Source organism: Actinocrinis puniceicyclus, assembly GCF_018283645.1.
Taxonomy (GTDB): domain Bacteria; phylum Actinomycetota; class Actinomycetes; order Streptomycetales; family Catenulisporaceae; genus Actinocrinis; species Actinocrinis puniceicyclus.
Map to the genome: position 1 here is coordinate 1 of NZ_JAGSXH010000021.1, position 16305 is coordinate 16305.

At 71.9% G+C, this 16305-nt stretch carries 14 protein-coding genes; 2 read left to right on the forward strand and 12 right to left on the reverse strand.

What is annotated here, in order from left to right:
* Window positions 1-7 precede the first annotated feature (7 nt).
* Complete coding sequence (locus KGA66_RS31500; protein WP_211466499.1) at window positions 8-286, reverse strand: hypothetical protein; 279 nt, start codon at window positions 284-286, stop codon at window positions 8-10.
* On the opposite strand from KGA66_RS31500, the gene KGA66_RS08660 reads away from it, so the two are divergent.
* Complete coding sequence (locus KGA66_RS08660; RefSeq protein ID WP_211466501.1) at window positions 273-3305, forward strand: GH92 family glycosyl hydrolase; 3033 nt, start codon at window positions 273-275, stop codon at window positions 3303-3305. The genes KGA66_RS31500 and KGA66_RS08660 overlap by 14 nt on opposite strands.
* A gap of 221 nt (window positions 3306-3526) precedes the next feature.
* Here KGA66_RS08660 and KGA66_RS08665 read toward each other — a convergent pair whose 3' ends face one another.
* From KGA66_RS08665 to KGA66_RS08675, 3 genes are all read right to left on the reverse strand, one after another.
* Window positions 3527-4561, reverse strand: coding sequence for a LacI family DNA-binding transcriptional regulator (locus tag KGA66_RS08665; RefSeq protein WP_211466502.1), 1035 nt, complete (start codon window positions 4559-4561; stop codon window positions 3527-3529).
* Window positions 4562-5164: 603 nt separating this feature from the next.
* Complete coding sequence (locus tag KGA66_RS08670) at window positions 5165-5794, reverse strand: DUF1707 SHOCT-like domain-containing protein (RefSeq protein WP_211466504.1); 630 nt, start codon at window positions 5792-5794, stop codon at window positions 5165-5167.
* A 139-nt stretch (window positions 5795-5933) separates the two neighbouring features.
* Window positions 5934-7196 (reverse strand): acyl-CoA thioesterase/bile acid-CoA:amino acid N-acyltransferase family protein, encoded by a 1263-nt coding sequence (locus tag KGA66_RS08675; protein ID WP_211466506.1) that lies wholly within the window; start codon window positions 7194-7196, stop codon window positions 5934-5936.
* A gap of 255 nt (window positions 7197-7451) precedes the next feature.
* Here KGA66_RS08675 and KGA66_RS08680 point away from each other — a divergent pair, with 255 nt between their 5' ends.
* The gene (locus KGA66_RS08680) at window positions 7452-8315 is read left to right on the forward strand and encodes an SAM-dependent methyltransferase (protein WP_211466508.1); all 864 of its coding nucleotides are present in this window, start codon (window positions 7452-7454) and stop codon (window positions 8313-8315) included.
* Window positions 8316-8328: 13 nt separating this feature from the next.
* On the opposite strand, the gene KGA66_RS08685 is transcribed toward KGA66_RS08680, so the two are convergent.
* The 8 genes from KGA66_RS08685 to KGA66_RS08720 all read right to left on the reverse strand — a co-directional run bounded on the left by KGA66_RS08685 (window position 8329) and on the right by KGA66_RS08720 (window position 16288).
* The gene (locus KGA66_RS08685; protein ID WP_211466510.1) at window positions 8329-9366 is read right to left on the reverse strand and encodes a TNT domain-containing protein; all 1038 of its coding nucleotides are present in this window, start codon (window positions 9364-9366) and stop codon (window positions 8329-8331) included.
* On the reverse strand, window positions 9363-10265 hold the full coding sequence (locus KGA66_RS31505; protein WP_211466512.1) for a TNT domain-containing protein: 903 nt from the start codon (window positions 10263-10265) through the stop codon (window positions 9363-9365). The genes KGA66_RS08685 and KGA66_RS31505 overlap by 4 nt, the downstream gene beginning before the upstream one ends.
* A gap of 148 nt (window positions 10266-10413) precedes the next feature.
* Window positions 10414-11115 (reverse strand): GntR family transcriptional regulator, encoded by a 702-nt coding sequence (locus tag KGA66_RS08695; protein ID WP_211466514.1) that lies wholly within the window; start codon window positions 11113-11115, stop codon window positions 10414-10416.
* Window positions 11116-11127: 12 nt separating this feature from the next.
* The gene (locus KGA66_RS08700) at window positions 11128-12144 is read right to left on the reverse strand and encodes a proline racemase family protein (protein ID WP_211466516.1); all 1017 of its coding nucleotides are present in this window, start codon (window positions 12142-12144) and stop codon (window positions 11128-11130) included.
* A gap of 107 nt (window positions 12145-12251) precedes the next feature.
* Entirely contained in the window at window positions 12252-13166 is a 915-nt protein-coding gene (locus KGA66_RS08705) for a dihydrodipicolinate synthase family protein (protein WP_211466518.1), read from the reverse strand.
* The gene (locus KGA66_RS08710; protein ID WP_211466520.1) at window positions 13153-14733 is read right to left on the reverse strand and encodes an NAD(P)/FAD-dependent oxidoreductase; all 1581 of its coding nucleotides are present in this window, start codon (window positions 14731-14733) and stop codon (window positions 13153-13155) included. The genes KGA66_RS08705 and KGA66_RS08710 overlap by 14 nt, the downstream gene beginning before the upstream one ends.
* Before the next feature lie 5 nt (window positions 14734-14738).
* Window positions 14739-15071, reverse strand: coding sequence for a (2Fe-2S)-binding protein (locus tag KGA66_RS08715; protein ID WP_312886823.1), 333 nt, complete (start codon window positions 15069-15071; stop codon window positions 14739-14741).
* The gene (locus tag KGA66_RS08720) at window positions 15065-16288 is read right to left on the reverse strand and encodes an NAD(P)/FAD-dependent oxidoreductase (protein ID WP_211466522.1); all 1224 of its coding nucleotides are present in this window, start codon (window positions 16286-16288) and stop codon (window positions 15065-15067) included. Before KGA66_RS08720 ends, KGA66_RS08715 begins: the two co-directional genes overlap by 7 nt.
* Window positions 16289-16305 lie beyond the last annotated feature (17 nt).

Sequence of the window (16305 nt, forward strand, 5' to 3'; positions counted from 1 at the left end):
CCAGTAGTCAGCACCCGCCCACCCCCAACCGCATCCGCCGCACCAGGGCCTTGTGCGCCGTCGCCGCGGCCGCGATGATCAGCGGCTTCCTGTCGGCCGGGCCCGCGCTCGCCGCGGGCGAAGCCACCGCCGCGCCCCACAGCGCGGTGAAGACCGCGACAAGGCCCGCGAACCGGCCCGCGACCTGCACCACAACCGCCGCAGGGCGCTCAAGCTGCGCGCACAGGACCCTGACCGCGAAGCCGCCCGCGGCGAGCACCGACACCTCACTGGTGGCCGGCGCCACGACCGATCCCGCGCGACTGGTGGACACCCGGACCTGGACCACCAACGGCGGCAACACCTTCCCCGGCGCCATCGTGCCGTTCGGCGAGGTGCAGTGGAGCCCGGACACCATGCCGGACCGCAACGCCGGCGGCGGCTACGCCTACGGCGACTCCGCGCTGACCGGCTACAGCCTCACCCACGTCAGCGGCCCCGGCTGCGGCGCGGCCGGCGACGTGCCGATCCTGCCGCTGACCGGGGCGCTGACCGGCGGCGACCCCAACGGCGCGACCACCTCGTTCACCAACACCGGCGAGGTGGCCCAGGCCGGCTACTACTCCGCCGAGAGCAACCTGCCCAGGACCATCACCTCCGAGTTCACCGCCACCGCGCACAGCTCGATGGGCCGCTTCACCTTCCCGGCCACCACCCGGGCCGGCTTCCTGGTGAAGCTGATGGACGCCCAGAACACCGTCACCTCGACCACCGCTCAGGTCGTCGGCACCGACGAGGTCGCCGGCTCGCAGACCAGCGGCGGGTTCTGCGGCGACCCGGCCGCGTACACGGTCTACTTCGACCTGGTCTTCGACCACTCCTTCACCGCCTCGCAGGTGCTCACCGACTCGGGGCAGAAGTCCCCGGCCGCGGTGTTCCTCACCTTCGACACCACCGCCTCCCAGGTCGTGCAGGCCAAGGTGGGCATCTCCTACGTCAGCACCGCGAACGCCGCGCTGAACCGGCAGAAGGAGAACAGCGGCTGGAACTTCGGCGCGGTCAGGAGCGCGGCGCAGAAGTCCTGGAACGGACTGCTGGGCAGGATCGCCGTCTCCGGCGGCGCGGCGGACAAGACCCAGCAGTTCTACAGCAACCTCTACAAGGTCTTCGTCCAGCCGAACATCACCAGCGACGTCAACGGCCAGTACCTCGGCTCCGACGGCAAGGTGCACACGGTCGCCGGCCCGCAGAAGAACCAGTACGGCATGTTCTCCGGCTGGGACACCTATCACGGCACCTCGCAGCTGCAGGCGATGCTGGACCCGAGCGCCGCGAGCGACCAGGCGCAGTCGCTGATCAACTACTACAACCAGAACGGCGTCCTGCAGCAGTGGGGATACCTGAACCTGGACAACTACGTGATGAACGGCGACCCCGCGGACGCGATCATCGCGGACTACTACGCGTTCGGCGCGCACGGCTTCGCCACCGGCGCCGCGCTGACCGACATGGTCAAGCAGGCCACGACCGTCAACGACGTGCGGCCCGAGCAGGCGGCCGAGCAGCAGTACGGGTACCTACCCGAGGACGGTACGTACGGGTGCTGCAACCCGCACGGCTTCGTCTCCTCGCTGCTGGAATACGACAACGCGGACTTCGCCCTCGCCCAGTACGCGGCCGCGCTCGGCGACAGCGCCGACGCGACGACGCTGCAGAACCGGGCGAACAACTGGGTGAACGTCTTCGACACCTCCACCGGCCTGCTCACCCCGCGGCTGAAGAACGGCGCGTTCCTCAGCGGCATCACCCCGACCACGAGCGCGCACTATGTCGAGGGCGACGCCTACGAGTACCTGTGGGACGTGCCCAACGACTACGCCGGCCTGATCTCGCTGCTCGGCGGCAACACGAAGGTCGCCCCCGAACTGGAGGACTACCTGTCCCAGCCCAACGCCGGCGGCATGTACGGCTTCCTCGCCAACGAGTTCGACCTCGGCGAGCAGTACGCGCCGGATTACGCGGGCGACCCGGCCGGCACGCAGCAGGCGGTCAACAACATCCGCAACAGCGTGTACACCCCGGGTCCGGCGGGACTGGACAACAACGACGACCTGGGGGCCATGAGCGCCCAGTACGTCTGGGAGATGCTGGGCATGTACCCGGAGAACCCGGGCTCCGGCAACCTGGTGTTCGCCAGCCCCGGTTTCCCGAGCGCCACGGTCAACCTGCCGAACGGCAAGAAGGTCAGCATCACCGCGCCGGGCGCGTCGCCGACCGATTTCTATGTCAAAGCACTGAAGCTCAACGGCAGGGCGTACAACAAGCTGTACACGTCCTTCTCGACGCTGAGCAGGGGTGCGACGCTCGCGTGGACGCTGTCGAAGACCCCGACAGGCTGGGGCACGGCCGCGGCGGACGCCCCGCCCTCGTACGGGCCGGTGTTCGGCGCGACCGGTTCGGTCGATCCGTCCTCGGTGGTGCTCGAGCCCGGGCAGTCCTCGACCGCGACGCTGGCGGTTCAGTCGACCGACGGTACGGCCCAGACGGTGACCTGGACGGCGGATCCCGCCCCCGGCGTCACGGTCACCCCGTCGAGCGGGTCGCTCGCGGTCGCGGCCGGCGGCTCGGCCGGCGTGAGCGTCACCGTCGTCGGCGGCGCGACGGACGGGGTCTTCCCGGTCACGTTCAAGCTGACCAGCACCGCGGGCAACGTGATCCCGGCGCAGCTGTCGGTCGTCGTGGCCAGACCCGGCGACCTGGTGCCGTTCTTCACGGTTAACGCGATCAGCGACGACGGCGATCCCGCGGCGGCGAATTACGACGGCGACGGGTGGAGCTATTCGCAGCAGGCGCTCACGGCCGCGGGCCTGGCCCCCGGCGCGAGCGTGACCTCCGGCGGCCTGACCTACACCTGGCCGAACGTGGCCGCCGGGACGCCGGACGCGATTCTCGCGGCCGGCCAGACGATCGCGCTCGACGCGCCGGCGGGAGCCACCCGGGTCGGCTTCCTCGGCAGCGCCACGAACGCCGGCGGCTCTGGATCGCAGGGTACTGTCACAGTCGCCTACACGGACGGCACGACGTCGACGGCGACGCTCGGGTACAGCGACTGGACGCTCGGCGGGGGCGGCGGTACGCCCCAGTTCGGCAACGTGATCGTCGCCACCACGCCGTATCGCAACGGCGGGAACGGCAAGCAGAACATCAGCACCTTCATCTTCGCGCAGACCATCCCGGTGGACGGCTCGAAGACGGTGGCGAGTATCACCTTGCCCGGTCAGCTCAACCAGGGCGCGATCGGCGTCTTCGCGATCGCGGCCGGCTGAGCGGACGCATCGACCTACCTGGTCGCCGGTGGACGCGACACCGTGCCACGGGTGACCAGGTGGCCGCGCGCGTGAGCGCCGAGAGTCGCGGTGACCCCGGTCTCGGCCGGTGTAAGCGCTCTTGGTATCAGCTCACTGAGCCGGAATATCACCACGGCGGGGCCGTCGCGCGATCCGCGGCGGTCCCGCCGCGTGTCGGCCGCGACCGGCCGCGACGCCGCTCAATCCGGCGGCGGCAGCTCGCCCGACCCGCGCGGGACCAGCACCGTGGGCAGCACGATGTGCCGCGGGGGAGAGCCGTCGCCGGCCAGCCGGGCGAACAGCAGCTGTGCGCTGGTGCGGCCCAGGCCCGCCGGGTCCTGGGCGACCACCGTGATCGCGGGGGTCAGCAGGTCCGCGAGTTCGAAGTCGTCGAAGCCCACCAGCGCCAGGCCCGGGGTGCCGCCGGGCGTCGGCACGCCGGTGACGCGCTGGGCGCGCTGCCGCTCCGCCAACTCGCGCAACACCGCGACAGTCAACCTGTTGTTTCCCGTGAACAGCGCCGTGATCGGGTACTCGCGGCGCGGGTCGAGCAGGTGGTCCAGCGCGTCGCCCACCCTGGCCTGGTCCGAGGGGCCGAGGGCGATCCACGATTCGTCGATCGGCGCGCCCGCCTCGGCCATCGCCTGCCGATAACCGCTCAGCCGTTGCGTCGAGGTGTAGATGCGCGACGAGTCGCCGATGTAGCCGATCCGCCGGTGTCCGTGCGCGATCAGGTGCGCGACACCGTCGCGCGCGCCCTGCGCGTTGTCCACGAGCACCGTGTCCGCGGTCAGGCCCACCGGCGGGCGGTCCGCGAAGACCAGCGCGAGACCCGCGGCGATCTCCGGCAGCAGGTAGGTGTGGTCTTCCGCCGCCGGGACCATGATCAGACCGTCCACCCGGCGCGAACACAGCGCGAGCGCCAGTTCCGACTCGCGCCGCGGGTCGTCCTCGGAGGAGGCGGTGAACAGCAGCGAGCCGTGCGACCGTGCCACCTCCTCGACCGCGCCGTTGAGCAGCGAGTAGAACGGGTCGGCCACGTCCTCCATGACGAGCCCGATCCCGGCGGTGCGGCCGGTGCGCAACTGCCGTGCGCTGTCGTTGCGCCGGAAACCCAGCTCGTCGATCGCACGCTGCACGAGCGCCGCCGTGCCGGGCAGCACCCCCGGTTCGCCGTTGACCACCCGCGAGACGGTCTTGAGCCCGACCCCGGCGCGCGCGGCCACGTCTTTCATGGTCGGCCGCGCCCCGTGCACCGGGGGACCGTCGCTCGCGCGCGGCCCGCGTTCGGGACCGCCGGCTGGCGACGGCGCATTCGCGCCGTGATGCATCGCGGCCCCTTCCGTGAGCGTGGTCCTTCGGAAAGTGTAGGGAGTTGCCGATGTACGGCCTGGCGTCTTTGGTTTTCTCATCCCCGCGCTGGCGCTTTCCCGGCTCGGGCCGCGGAAACTTTCACCGGGCGCTCGCACGCCCGGCGCCTGCGCTCCGGCGCTGCTCGCGGCGATTGCCTGCGGCGCCGGCACGGCCGCTCAGCAGGTCGCGCCCGCTGCGGCCCCGGCTGGGGAGGCGCAGCCACATACCGTGCATCTTGCACGCAGGCGGCCTGATTCGGCCCGCGAAACCGGCCTTCGGCGAGCCAGCACGGCGGCGAATTCGACAGAACCCGGAAATTCCGCGGAAACCGGTGAATACGCGGAATCGGCGCGCCGGGCGGAAAGTTCGCGCACTGATGGCCTGTCAGGAAACGGGCGCGTCCCGGCTCAGCCGCAGGTGTCAGCGCTGGTGCGCCAGCGTGTTGCGGCGCGATGCGATGCGGTGCGGCGCCCGGAGCCGCGCGCTCACGAGGAGGTGAGCGCGGCTCGGCGCCGGCGCCACCAGAGCATCCGGCCGGGCGCCGTCTCGCCGGGCCGGAGCACCCGCAGACTACTGTGATGCAGGACGCCGGTGACCACGATCGGCGTGCCGGTCCACGCGGTGGCCGAGCCGGCCAGCCGGTCCCGGGTCGTGCTGTGCCGCCGCTCCACGTTGTCCAGGTCCACCACCGCGCCGTGCGCGACGAGCATCTTGATCGAGCTGTGCCGGGCGTCGAGCGCGATGCGTACCCCGGCGGTTGGCAGTTCCGGAGTACGCAGGTCCAGGGTGCAGGTCGAGTGCCGCAGATCGAGGGTGACCTCCTCGGGCACCCGCCAGGAGCCGAGCCGGTCGACCCGGCCGTGGCGCACCGCGAGCCGGACCGGCGCCGCGGGCGTGAGGGGGAAGGCGCCCGCGGACACGGGCAGGTCCGCGACCAGAACCGCGAGATCATCGGCGGTGCGCGCCTCGAGCGCGGCCTCGACCCGCGTCTCAAGTTCCTCAAGGGTGATCTGGCCGTCGCCGGCGGCCATGCGCAGCCGTTCCACCGCGGCGTCGCGCTCCCGATGCCCGACGCGCTGCGCCGGGGTGTTCGCAGAGTTGTTCCCCGTCGTCATGGGCGCGATCATAGGCGATCGGCGGCAGGGCCGCGAGAGTGGCCGGCGCACTGCGCACTGCGCACTGCGCACCAGAGACCTGATCCGCTGACCGCCGGGTTCCGGCCGCGCTGGTCGGGCCGCCCACGGTCGGAGCGTGTCAGTTAATTGACGCAAGCAGGCTGAGTATGCTGCTCCATCCGGCCAGTTGCGCGGCTTCGTTGGCCGGACGGGTGCCGCCCGAGAAGATCAGCTCGTGCGTGAGCGGGTCCAGTTGGGACGTCCCGGCGGGCAGATAGGGGAAGGTGCCCAGGCCGTGCCCGGCGCCGGGGAACAGTAGCGCGCGATGCGGGTAAGGGTTCCCGAGCCGGGTGAGTTCGGCGTTGATCCGGACGGATGAGCCGTACGAGTCCCACAACCCGTCGTCTCCGCCGCCGATCGCCAGGACCGGGCCGGAGACCTGGTCGACGGGGATCTGGTCGAACGCGACCGGCGCGCCGCCCAGGGTCCAGGCCGCGTCGCCGTTCGGGTAGCCGAGGTGGACCACCGCGGAGGGAGCGTAGAGGACCGCTCCGTGCACAAGACCGGGGAACAGGTCGGCCAGCAGCAGCGCCGCCTCCGTGCCTCGCGAGTAGCCCATCGCCAGCACGTGTCCGGGGGAGACGCCGGGCTGGGCGGCCAGCACGCGGGCCGCCGCGGCGAAGTACTCCATCGGAATGCCACTGAGCGCGGCGGGCAGCCCGGGAAGAGCGAAGTAGCCGAGGGACAGCGCCGGGTAGCCGTGGCCGGCCAGCAGCGCGGCGGTGAAGTTCATGCTCTCGCCGCCCTCCGAGCCGCCGAAGGTGAGCACCGCTGGATGCGGCGCTGTGCCGGGCGGGGGCAGGAACAGGTCGCCGACCACGCCGTCGCGCGCGAGCGTAAGCCGCCGGTGGGTGGCGCCGGGCGTCATCCACTCGCGGGTCAGGTGCGCCGAGGCCACGCGCCGGCCGTCCATGTAGACAGCCAGGCCGATCACGAATGAGGGCGCGTACTGCGGGAACCGGGGGATGAGCGCGGCGGTGTCCGGATCGCCGGCGACCGGGTTCATCGACCACAGCAATCCCGCCGGGTGCACGCCCCGGTACGTCCCGCTCGTCGGCGCCTGCGTGCCCGGGTCCACGACTCCCGAGGCATCCGCGTCGAAGGTGGCCTCGGCCTGCCACGGCGCCTTGCGATAGTCCACAGCGCTGGAGACGAGGGTCACCCGCCGACCGGGCGGCACGCCGGTCACCTCGATGTGCACCGGCTGGTCGGCGAGGGTGCTGGCCGCGGCGATCACGAGCCGCGGATGCCAGGTGTGCCGGTGCGTGGCCCCCAGCAGGCCGGCCGCGACGACGACCGCTCCCGCCACCAGAACCCGGACGATCGGACCACCGCCAGCCATGCCCGCCCCCACGTGCACCGTTGAATCAGGTGGTCTGCCGGATAAGACGATCTGCGCCGCAAGTCTAAACCTCGGGGACCGGGTCCTTGATGCCGGTTCCGACTCCCGGCGGCTTTCCACTGCCGACGCGTTCGCACCGATGCACGCCGCTACACGCCGCTGTACGCCGCTGCGCACCGGCGCCGAATCAGCATGCGAGCGTGGTCGGCTACGATCGGCTCGGAACACTCGTACGGCATCAGCGCGGAGGCAGGCATGTCCGACGACGAGGTGCAATCCACCCCGTGGCGCGCGACGGAACTGCTCACCCCCGGATGGACGGTGGGCGAGATCGACACCAGCGTCGCGCACACCGCCCGCATGTACGACTATTTCCTCGGTGGTAAGGACAATTACGAGGTCGATCGCGACGTCGCCGAACAGGTGCTCGCGATCTATCCGCAGGTGCGCGAGCTGGCGCGGGAGAACCGGGCGTTCCTCGGGCGCGCCGTGCGCTACCTGGCCCGCCAGGGCATCCGCCAGTTCCTGGACATCGGCACCGGCATCCCCTCACCCGGCAACACCACCGACGTGGCACACGAGGTCGCCCCGGATGCGCGGGTGGTGTACGTGGACAACGACCCGATCGTGATCTCGCACGCAGGTGCGCTGCTGGCCGATCACGACCCTGCGCACACCAGCATCGTCTACGGCGACCTGCGTGACCCGGTCGCGATCCTGCACCACCCCCGGGTGCGCGCCGTGCTCGACTTCAACGAGCCGGTCGCGATCCTGCTGGTCTCGGTGCTGCACTTCATCGACGACGGCGATCGCCCCGCCGAGATCGTCCGGGCCCTGATGCAGGCGGCACCGCCCGGCAGCTTCCTGGCCCTCTCCCACGCCAGCGCCCAGGGCGAGCGGGAACAAGAGCTCGCCACCGAAGCGGCGGCCACCTGGGACCGGGCCACCGCGCGCCTGAACCTGCGCGACCGGACCGCGATCACATCCTTCCTCGACGGGCTGGAACTGGTCGAACCCGGCCTGGTCCCCATCCCGTGGTGGCAACCGGACCGCGAGGTGACCGCCGACCCCGAGCGGAACTGGGGTTTCGCCGCCGTGGCCTACAAGGCCACGCGATAGCCGCGGCCCCGCGTCAGTCCTCGCGGTTGATGATGTCGGTGTAGAGCAGTCGGCCGCCGAGTACCCGCAGTGCGGCCTGCCGCGAGTCGGCGCGACCGAGGTCCTCGGTGCGTGAGCCGTGCTCGTAGAAGAACACCTCCCACCAGCCGTCCTTGCCCTCGATGAAGCACCAGGACTGCTCCTTGGCCCGTCCCTGCGACACCAGGCCCTCGGGTGCGCCGACATGTGAGCGCCAATACAGATTCGTGGCGATGTCCTCGGAGAACAGGTCGCCGATCGCCGGGTTGGCGACGGCCACGCCGGTCCGGTCGACCTCTTCCACGAAACCCGAGCCGGCCAGGTCGGCGACGGGCATGAGGGCGAAGTGTTGGATGCCGCCGCCGGGCTGGCCGAACCAGGGCGCTACCGGGCCGGACCAGACCGCGGTGTCCTTCAGGACCCGCCAGCGCCGGTAGCCCGAGGCGGCGTAGTCGACAGGCAGCGAGCGCGCGGCGAAGGGCGTGGCCACGTCGTAGAGCACGCGCGTGAAAGTCGGGCCGAAGGTGTCGACGACGGTTCCCGCGGCCAGGCGGGTCGGTTCGCGTCCGGTGGCGGAGGCGAAACCGTCCGGATGTTCGTCCTGCGCAGGCCAGATCAGCCGTCGTGCTCCGACCGGCGCGCCCTGGTCCTCGGGCGCGACGAAACGCTCGACCCACCCGGCCTCGCCCAGGCCGCCGTACACGTCGGCCCCGGTGGCGTCGAACAGCGCCTGAACCGCGGGATGATCGAGCGGCGCCCCGCCGACCGAATACTGCGTGCCCTGACCCTGGCGCACGAGTTGAAGTCCCTGGAGACCGCCGCCGATCTTGCCGAGAAAGCCGTAGCAGCCCGCTGCGAGGTTGTCGTAGGTGCAGTCGTCGTGGTGACCGCCGCGCTCGTACCAGAACACCTCGTAGGTGCCGTCGTCGTGAGGCAGCAGGCAGAAACGGTCGTCACGCAGCCGGCCGACCGAGGCGACGTCGTCGGGCACCTGCAACAGCTGCAGAATCAGCTTGAGTTCGTCCAGATTCACAGTTTGATCTCCCTCAAGTAACCGGCCTCGACGAACGTCTGCACCGAGAATGGCAGGTAGTGCTGCACGCCCCCGCCGGGCTCGCCCATCTGCGGGGCGATCCCACCTTGCCACACCGGTAGCGGCTTGATCACCTCGTACTGGTGATAGGAGGCTCCGTCCAGATTGGTCGGCGGCAGCGCGCGCTCGGGATAGGGGACCCCGGGCGGGGAGGTGAAGCTGCCGGCCGGTCCGCCGAACCGGTCGATCCGCTGGCCGACCGGCAACGACACCGGTTCGCGGTCGGTGGGGCTGGAGAATCCGTCAGGGTACTTGTTGCCGTCCGCCCAGGCGAGGCTGCCGTCCTCGTTCGTGATGCTCCGCATCCACGCGTCGTGTCCCTGCCCGTGGTAAGGGTCGTAGCCCGGCGGGAGCAGGCCCTGCACGGCTGGATGGTTGCGATCGACCCCGGGCGGCGGGGCTGGCCAGTCGCTGTGCTGCGCCCGATAAGCCTGGTTGTGCGCGTTGATCTTGTCCTGGATCGCCTGCAGCCGCTGCAACTCCGTGTCGTCCAGGTCCGGATGCCGCAGCTTGTTCGTCGGGATCGGCTTGCCGTTCTCGTCCAGGTAGCGCACCGGCTTGCCAGCGTTCGCCGGATCGAGGATGTCGCCGAACTTCCTGCGCAGCGACGACGCCTTACCGGCATCCCGTACCGCGTCGCCCTTTCCGGCCTTCTGCGCCAGGTCGATCAGCTTGTGCGCGCTTTCCGCGTCCGCCTTGGTGATCCGCTCGACAACGGCTTCAGTGCCCTTGCCCGCGTCGCGGTACATGCCCTCCACGGCCTTGCCCGCGTCCTTGCTCAGTGTCCGGCCCACCCGTTCCGCGGCCTCTTCCAAAGCCTTGACGATGGCCTTCGGCACCGGCCCGCCCCCGTCTCGACAACTCCCCAGGTCCGGCAAGACCGTCGGGAGTCTCGCAGAGGTCGAATGTAGCTGTCAAAGAGGGCTGTCAACGAGAGCTGTCAGCGAAACCGGACAGGCCGCGCCGCCCCGCGGCGTCGCCCCGGGCTCAGTCGCTCTGCGGCCGCGCCCACAGGCCCCGCACGTGGCCCAGATGCCGCGTCATCACGGCCGTGACCAGTTCCTCGTCATGGGCCAGCAGCGCGTCGAGCAGTTCCAGGTGCTCCTGCGCCGACGCCACGAGCAGGCCGCGTTCCGCCAGGACGTTCAGACCGTACAGGCGGGCGCGCTTGCGCAGATCACCGACCACCTCGACCAGGTGCCGGTTCCCGGCCAGTTCCAGCAGCCCGAGATGGAACGCGCGGTCCGCCTCGATGTACCCGATCAGATCCCTGTCCTTCGCCGCGGCGACGATCCGCTGCGCCTGCAAGCGCAGCGCGGCCAGCTCACCGGCGCCGGCCGTGCGCGCCAGCCCCGTCACCGTCGGTATCTCGATCAGGGACCGGATATGGGTGTACTCGTCCAACTGGCGTTCGGTGACCGCGGTGACCCGGAATCCCTTGTTGGAGACCGTCTCCACCAGCCCCTCGCGCACCAGGTCGAGCATCGCCTCGCGCACCGGCGTCGCCGACACTCCGAAGCAGGCGGCGAGCGCCGGCGCCGAGTACAACTCACCCGGGCGCAACTGCCCGGTGACGAGCGCGGCGCGCAAGGCGTGCGCGACCTGGTCGCGGTAGTTGCGCCGCTCGCCCAGCGAGGAAAGCGGCCGCAGGGCCGGGGCGCACTGGTCGGCTGAATCGACGGCATTCATGGAAAGCGGCGCCTAGAGGAGGAACCCAGCAGGGTAGGGATCGGTCGGGTCGAGTAGATATTGTGCCGTGCCGGTGATCCAGGCGCGCCCGGTGATCGACGGCAGGACGGCGGACACGGCTGCGTGCTGCGCTGAGCCGACCTCGGTGGTGCCGGTCAGCCGGCCCGTGAAACGGCTGCCGATGAAGGACTCGTTGACGAAATCCCGGTGCAGCGGCAGCTCACCGCGCGCGTGCAGTTGCGCCATCCGCGCCGCGGTGCCGGTGCCGCACGGGGAACGGTCGAACCAGCCCGGGTGGATCGCCATCGCGTGCCGCGAGTGCCGGGAGGTGGCGCCCGGCGCGATCAGATACACGTGATGGCAGCCGCTGATCGTCGGATCGAGCGGATGAACCGGACGCTGCTGCTCGTTGATCGCGTCCATGAGCGCCAGAGCGGCGGCGAGGATCTCGTTCTTCGCCGCCCGGTCGAACGGCAGGCCGAACCGCTCCAGCGGCACGATCGCGTAGAAGTTGCCGCCGTAGGCCAGGTCGTAGGCGACGGTGCGGCCATCCGGAAGCAGAGCCTTGCGATCCAGCCCGACGGCGAAGGACGGCACCATGCCCAGCGTCACCGCCTCGGCGGCACCGTCCCGCACGGCCACCCGCGCGGTGACCAGCCCGGCCGGGGTGTCCAGCCGGATCGTGGTGACCGGCTCGGTCACCGGCACCATCCCGGTCTCCACCAGCACCGTCGCGACGCCGATGGTGCCGTGCCCGCACATCGGCAGGCAGCCGGAGACCTCGATGAACAGCACGCCCACGTCGGCGTCTGGCCGGGTCGGCGGCTGCAGGATCGCGCCGCTCATCGCCCCGTGCCCGCGCGGCTCATACATCAACAGGGTACGTAGATGGTCCAGGTTCGCCATGAAATGCGCCCGGCGCTCCGACATGGTCGCTCCCGGGATGACGCCGACCCCGCCGGTGATCACCCGCGTCGGCATGCCTTCCGTGTGCGAGTCCACCGCGTGAAGAACGAGCTTGCTACGCATGATCCGTCTCCCGTCACCCGTCTCCTGCCGTCGCCCGCGTCATCGTTCTCGATCTCGCCCGCATAGCTATCGCAGTCCTCTGCGCAACCCTGTTAGCATCCGCGCCGTCACCGCAATCCCGCCGCCAGAGCCTTCTCGGTCGCCGCGCGCACCGCCGCTTCCTGGTCGGGGCGCAGCGCGAGACGCGGCGGACGGCACGGTCCGCCGTACCGGCCGGCCACATCCATCGACAGCTTGATCGCCTGCACGAACTCGGTACGGGAATCCCAGCGCAGCAGCGGATGCAACTGCCGGTACAGCGGTAACGCGGCGGCCAGGTCCCCGGACGTCGCGGCGCGGTACAGATCCACCGTCGCTCGCGGCAGGGCATTGGGATACCCGGCCACCCAGCCCTTCGCCCCGGCGACCGCCAGCTCCAGCAGCACGTCGTCCGCGCCGACCAGCAGGTCCAGCTCAGGTGCCAGTTCCCTGATCTGATACGCCCGGCGCACGTCCCCGCTGAACTCCTTGACCGCGCTGATATGGCCCGCGGCGTGCAGCTGCGCGAGCAGTTGCGGGACCAGGTCCACCTTGGTGTCGTGCGGGTTGTTGTACGCGATGATCGGCAACCCGGCCTCGGCGACCGCCGCGTAATGCGCGAGCACGGCCCGCTCGTCCGCGCGGTAGGCGTTCGGCGGCAGCAGCATCACCGCGTGCGCCCCGGAGCTGACGGCGTGCTCGGCCCAGCGGCGGGCCTCGGCGCTGCCGTACGCGGCGACACCCGGGATGACCCGCTCGCCGCCGACCGCGGCGACCGCCGTCTCGACGACGCGTGCCCGTTCCTCGGCGGTCAGCGTCTGGTACTCGCCGAGCGAGCCGTTGGGCACGACCGCATCACAGCCCTCTGCGATCAGCCGGGCGCAGTGCTCGGCGTAGGCGTCGAAGTCCACGCTCAGGTCCGCGCGCAGCGGCAGCGCGGTGGCCACCAGCACGCCGTGCCACGGACGGCGCCCGTCCGCGAAGGGCTCGTCAGGGTTGCTCATCGGTGCCTTCCTCTTCGTCCGGCGGCAAGGTGGCCAGCACGCCCAACGGAACCGGCCGGGCGAACGGGCGCGATGAGACCAGCGCCGACGGACCGGGCGCGCCGCCGCCCTCGGCGCCGCCGCGCTCGCGCGCCGCACTCCGTTCGGCCAGCAGGCCGGCGACCGCCGGTGCGCACATCCGGCCCTGACACCACCCCATCCCAGCGCGTGTCAGAAGTTTGACGGTACGTGGATCGCTTGCCGCGTCATCGCGCAGTACGCGGCGGATCGCGCCGGCCCGCACCTCCTCGCAGCGGCAGATCGTCGTGTCGTCGTCCACCCGCTCGGCCCACGTCACGTCCCGCGCGTACACGGCGTCAAGCGCGGCGAAGAACTCCCGGCGCCGCCCGCGCCTGCGTTCAGCGCTCGTCCACGCGGGGGAGCGCGCGTGATCCTCGTCCTGCCAGGCGCGGCGCGGGCCCCGCGACCAGGCCGCGACCGAACGACCCGCGATCTCCCCCTCGACCTGCGCCAGCGCGGCGCCGCCGACCCCGCTCGCCTCACCGGCGGCCCACAGCGCGGGCACACAGGTGCGCTGCTCCCCGTCGACGACGACGGCCGGCGCCGGCTCGTCCTCGACGCGCGCACCGAGCGTGAGAGCCAGGCCCAGATGGGGCAGCAGACCGTGCCCGATCGCGAGGCTGTCGCAGGAGATCCGCTGCTGCGAGCCCGGAAGCACGTGACCGAGGGCGTCGAGGGCGGCGACGGTCACCGCCTCGACCCGCTCACCGCCGTGCGCGGCCACGACCACGTGCCGCGAGCGGACCGGAATGCGGTACTGGGCCAGGCGGGCCGCGTAACCCGCGGCCTCGGCGAGCTTGCCCGGGTTGGCGGCCGCGGCCAACGCGGGCGCGGGGCGAAGCAGAGCCCGCATGTCCGCGGATTCGATCAGGGCCTTGACCACGGCTCCGGCCTCGGCGAGCCCCGCCGCCACCGGCAGCAGCAGCGGCCCGGTGCCGGCGACCACGACCTCGCGGCCCGGCAACACCAGCGAGCCCTTGAGCATCGCCTGCGCGCCCCCCGCCGTCACCACACCCGGCAGCGTCCAGCCCGGGAAGGGCAGCACCCGCTCGTAGGCGCCGGTCGCGAGAAGAAGGGCGTCCGCGTCCACGCGGATCGACGACTGTTGCGCCGGGCCGACCAGCGCGTGCACACGGAAACCGCCGCCCGCCCGCTCGGCGAACCACACGTGGTGGTCCGCGAGGTGGCGCACCCTGCCGGCCGCGACATGCCGGTCGAAACGCGATTTCAACGCCGCCCACCCGCGCCCGGCGCGGTGCGGTGCCAGCGCGGGCGACGGCAACCACGACGGCGACCACGACGGCAACCGCGCCTGCGACGCAGGCGGGAGGGCGTGCAGAAGCGGCGAGGGTTGGCGGTGAAACTGGCCGCCGGCCGCCGGTCCCGCGTCGATCACGGTCACCGCGACCGCGCCGTCCGCGGCCCGCACCGCGCCCTCCATGCCGGCCGGGCCCGCACCGATCACCGCGAGCCGCAATACGCCATCAGGAGACTGAGGCCTCGTCACGCCGTTCACGTCTCATCGCCGCCCAGGCCGGTACCGGCCCGCGTGTCCACCGCGTCGCCCGGCCGGGCCGGCACGAGGCAAGCACGCTGATTCGGCCGCCCGTTGACCGTGACCAGGCAGTCGAAGCAGACCCCGATGCCGCAGAACACCCCGCGCGGCCTCGCCTCGCCCCGGGTGCGCCGCCACGAGACGATTCCGGCCCGCCACAGCGCCGCCGCGATCGTGTGCCCCGGCAGCGCTTCGATCCGTTCGCCGTCCACGCTCAGCGCGAACGCCGTGCCCGGCCGTGCCGCCGCCGGCCGTCGCGGCGTTCCGCCGAACCGCAGTCGAATCAGCACTTTGACGCCTCCGTCTCCTCGGCGGGCTGCGCATCCTCACCGCGCCGCGTGTGCGCGCCGGGCGGCGCGAAACGCTCCGGCCGGAACGCCGCCAGATCCAGCGGCGCGGGCTCACCGAGCAGCACCCGCGCCACCAGCAGCCCGGTCGCCGCGGCCAGGCCGACCCCGGCGCCCTCGTGCCCGCAGGCGTGCACCAGCCCCGGTGCTCGCGGATCGGGCCCGATCGCGGGCAGATGATCCGGCAGGTACGGACGGAAGCCCAAATACGCGCGGATCGCGTCGACCGTCGCGAGCGCCGGGAACAACCCGATCGCCGCCGCGGCCAGCCGCCGCAACACCGGCAGCGACACGCCGCGCTCGAAGCCCACCCGCTCCCGGCTGGCCCCGATCAACACCGGCCCCGACGCGGTGCCCTCGACCACCGCGGAGGTCTGCAGCGCCGCCGAATCGCTGGCCACGTCCGCCACGTAATCGGCGGCGTAGACCTTGTGCCGCACCAGCGGCGGCAACGGCTGCGTCACGAGGATGAAACCGCGCCGCGGCCGCACCGGCAGCGTCGCACCGGCCAAGGCCGCCACCTCGCCGCCCCACACCCCGGCGGCGTTCACGACGGCCGGGGCGTGCAACTCGCCGCGGCCGGTGCGCACTCCGCGCAGCGCGCCGCCCGGGGTGCGCAACAGAGCCGTCACGGTCTCGCCGGTCCGCACCCGCGCACCCGCCGCCCTCGCCTCCCTGATCAGATACGCCGCCGCGAGCGCCGGCTGCACCTGCGCGTCCTGCCGATAGAACACGCCGCCGGCCAGGCCCGGCGCGAGCCCCGGCTCCACATCCCGCAGCCGGTCCGCGGCGACCGGCTCCGCCTCCACGCCGCACCGCCGCTGCTCGTCGGCGAGCGCGTTGAGCGCAGCAAGCCCCCGCTCTTCGGACGCGACGACCAAGCCGCCCTTGGGCTCGTATTCGACGGCGCGGGCGAACGGCGGCTCGGCCGCCAGTTGCCGCCACAGCCGGGTCGAGAGCAGCGCCAGATCGAGTTCCGGGCCCGGCGGCTTGTCGGAGACCAGCAGGTTGCCCTCGCCCGCGCCCGTCGTTCCGCCCGCCACCGGTCCGCGATCGACCACGACGACGTCCAGGCCGGCCCGCGCCGCGTAATAGGCGCAGGCCGCGCCGACCACGCCCGCGCCGACGACCACCACGTCACAGACCGAGTCGCGCGCCACGCCAGTACAATGTCACA